Below are 2,863 nucleotides of genomic sequence, written 5' to 3' on the forward strand. Positions count from 1 at the left end.
CCATCACGCTGCGCCCGGCCTTGCCGGAGTAATTTCTATGATACAAAGGCTTGACAGCGATCATGAGAACAGGCTGCTGAAATAGTCTCCGAGCCGGGACTCTGTCCCTTCATTTGGGCTGTGTCGCGCGCTGGCGCTGTCTGTCGGCGTGTTTGACATATGTGCCCTGGTTGGGTTTTCCGCGTCATGCGGTCAGCAACCGGGGCAGTCTGGCGAGATTGTTTGCGGCCATTGTCAGGATGAACCGGGACCGGACGCGTTCGACATCGCGATACATGGTCTGGGCCATGCCACCGACGGTTTTCGCACAGCCGAATGCCTCTTCGATCTTCTTCCGGTGCTTTTGGGACAGGGCATATCCCGCATGCCGGGTGGTTCGGCCATCGATCGCTGAATATCGCGATTTCTGCGCGACATGCGGGGTGACACAGGCCTGTCGCAAGTCGCGCACGAACTCTCCCGCGTCATAGCCCTTGTCCGCACCCAGAGTCAGCCGCCGGGTCGATCCGGGTGAATGGCGGTGGATCATGTCAAGCGCGGCCTTGCGTTCGGCATGGCCGTTAGCCTTTGTCAGGTCGCCCTGCACGATCAAACCGTTGCGGTTCTCCATCAGGGCATGCCCGATGAAACACAGCATCGCTCCGGTGCCGGGGGACTTCTTGTAAAGCCGCGCATCAGGATCAGTCTTGGACGCATGGGTGGCGTTCGAGCGCTTCTCGCCCTTGAAATCGACCTCGGCATTGCGGTGGGCTTTGGTGTTGCGGGGCATCGGGTCGGTCTCGGCTGGGGTCTTGGAAGCTGCGGTGTCGGGTGTGGTATCGGAGGCGGGCGGATCGCCCGGCCCTTCATCGTCAGGCGGGGCAGCATCGGCCTTGGGCTGAAAGCTCTTCATCGACGCCGTTCGCCATTGTCTCTCGGACCAATGGCGTTCCAATGGCTCACCTTTCACCAGCGTGCCATCGACCGAGAAGTGCTCATCTGACAAGAGCGGCGCGACCTCACAATGCGCAAGGATCGCCGCCATCACCTTGCGCGACATCTCAGTGCTCAGCAGCCGGTCGCGGTTCTTGGTGAACACAGTGGGCACCCAGACCGGATCGTCAATCCCGAGGCCGACAAACCAGCGGAACATCAAGTTGTAGATGGGGTGGTTGCCGCCCTCTCTGACGGCATCAAAATGTGCCAAGGTCGTGGTGTTGAAAGCCACACGAACGGAGGACGGCGAAATGAAGAATATGATGATCGGTGTCGATCTGGCAAAGAATATTTTTCAAGCTCATGGGGCGCTGCGTACGGGGGAGGTTCAGTTTCGTAAGAAGCTGACGCGCACACAGTTTCCCGTGTTCATGGCACAGCAGGAGCCCTGCTTGGTTATCTTCGAGGCATGCGGCAGCGCACATTATTGGGCGCGCGAGATGGAGGCGCTTGGACATGAGGTAAAGCTGATTGCGCCCCAATACACACGCCCGTTCGTCAAGCGCCAGAAAAATGATGCTGCTGATGCGGAGGCGATTGTTATAGCGGCGCGTCAACCCGAGATGCGATTTGTCGAGTCCAAGACAGTGGAGCAACAATAACGCGCGGCGATTTTCCGTGACCGGGAACGACTGGTTCATCAGCGGACAGCCGATGTGAACGCATTGCGAGCACTGCTGTATGAGCATGGCCATGTGTTTCCCCAAGGCATGCGCAGTCTTAATCGTATGACAGCGCTGGTGAATGATGAGACCTCTGCCTTGCACGCGCTGATCCGGGAGGAATGCCTGGACCTACTGGCGCAGATTTCGGAGAAAACGGCGCGGATCACCGAGCGTACCGCAAAGCTCAAGACGCTGGCGGCAGAGTCAGACAGGGCGCGTAGACTTCAGACCATGCCGGGTGTTGGCCCCCTGACCGCTGTTGCTGTGGAAGCGTTCGGACCCGACATGACACAATTCAAGACAGGGCGCGACTTTGCCGCTTGGTTGGGCCTGGTGCCCAAACAACATTCTTCTGGAGGCAAAGAACGTTTGGGGCGGATGACCAAGGCTGGCCAAGCCGATATCCGACGCCTTCTAATCATTGGCGCAATGTCGCGGCTGGGCTGGCTTGGACTGCGCACAATTACGGAAGGCAGCTGGCTATCACGGATGTTGGCGCGCAAGCCCAAGATGTTGGTGGCTATAGCGCTGGCCAACAAGATGGCTCGGCAGATATGGGCGATGCTGATGAAGAACGAAGATTACAAGGAGCCGGCGCTGGCAGTCGCGGCATGAAGCACACGTCGAACTGAAAGCGACGGTGCCAAGGGGGGTGTGAGAAGACGACGACCTGAATGGGCAAAATGATCGAACAGATCCGGAGCAGGAAAACCAGAAGATGGATGTGAGCGCGAAGCTCTCGTTGTAGATTTGGATCCGATCCGCTGATCACCATCCCGGCCCGCGGCTTCTGAATATGCCGCATCTTGAGGCCTCACAGAAGACCGCACTCGATCACACGCCAAAAGGGTCAGAAATCTCTTGCATCACGGGCGGCAACCACAGAAGTCCATCTGCTCCATCAGCTGCCGCTCGGATCGGACCGAGAACAGGATTTGCAGCAGGCTTGCCCGGATCAGTCGCTCCGGCGGGATCGAGGGACGACCAAAATCAGTGTAAAGCGCCTCGAACTCGGCATCGAGGCTGGTCAGCGCGTCATTCACGACCTGCCGGATCTTGCGCAGCGGGTGTCGCTCCGGGATGCGCTCTTCCAGATCAATATAGCTGAACAGTGACCCACTCGTCTCGTCCGTCCCGCGCATCTTCACCTCCGCCGCTGCCGTGCGAAGGGTGAATCATGTTCTCAAATCGTTGTCGAGGCGGGACTATTTCAGCAGCCTGTT

1 protein-coding gene and 2 pseudogenes are annotated in these 2,863 nt (G+C 58.6%); 1 reads left to right on the forward strand and 2 read right to left on the reverse strand.

Annotation, left to right across the window (positions count from 1 at the left end):
• Window positions 1-184 precede the first annotated feature (184 nt).
• Window positions 185-1,207 (reverse strand): IS5 family transposase, encoded by a 1,023-nt coding sequence (locus BG455_RS12090; protein ID WP_425438752.1) that lies wholly within the window; start codon window positions 1,205-1,207, stop codon window positions 185-187.
• Between the two features lie 19 nt (window positions 1,208-1,226).
• Here BG455_RS12090 and BG455_RS12095 point away from each other — a divergent pair.
• Window positions 1,227-2,255: pseudogene (locus BG455_RS12095) on the forward strand (IS110 family RNA-guided transposase).
• A gap of 269 nt (window positions 2,256-2,524) precedes the next feature.
• Here the strand turns inward: BG455_RS12095 and BG455_RS12100 are convergent.
• A pseudogene (locus tag BG455_RS12100) lies at window positions 2,525-2,782 on the reverse strand (transposase); the annotation flags it as partial.
• Between the last annotated feature and the right edge of the window lie 81 nt (window positions 2,783-2,863).

The sequence above is a fragment of the Roseinatronobacter thiooxidans genome, assembly GCF_001870675.1.
Lineage (GTDB): Bacteria > Pseudomonadota > Alphaproteobacteria > Rhodobacterales > Rhodobacteraceae > Roseinatronobacter > Roseinatronobacter thiooxidans.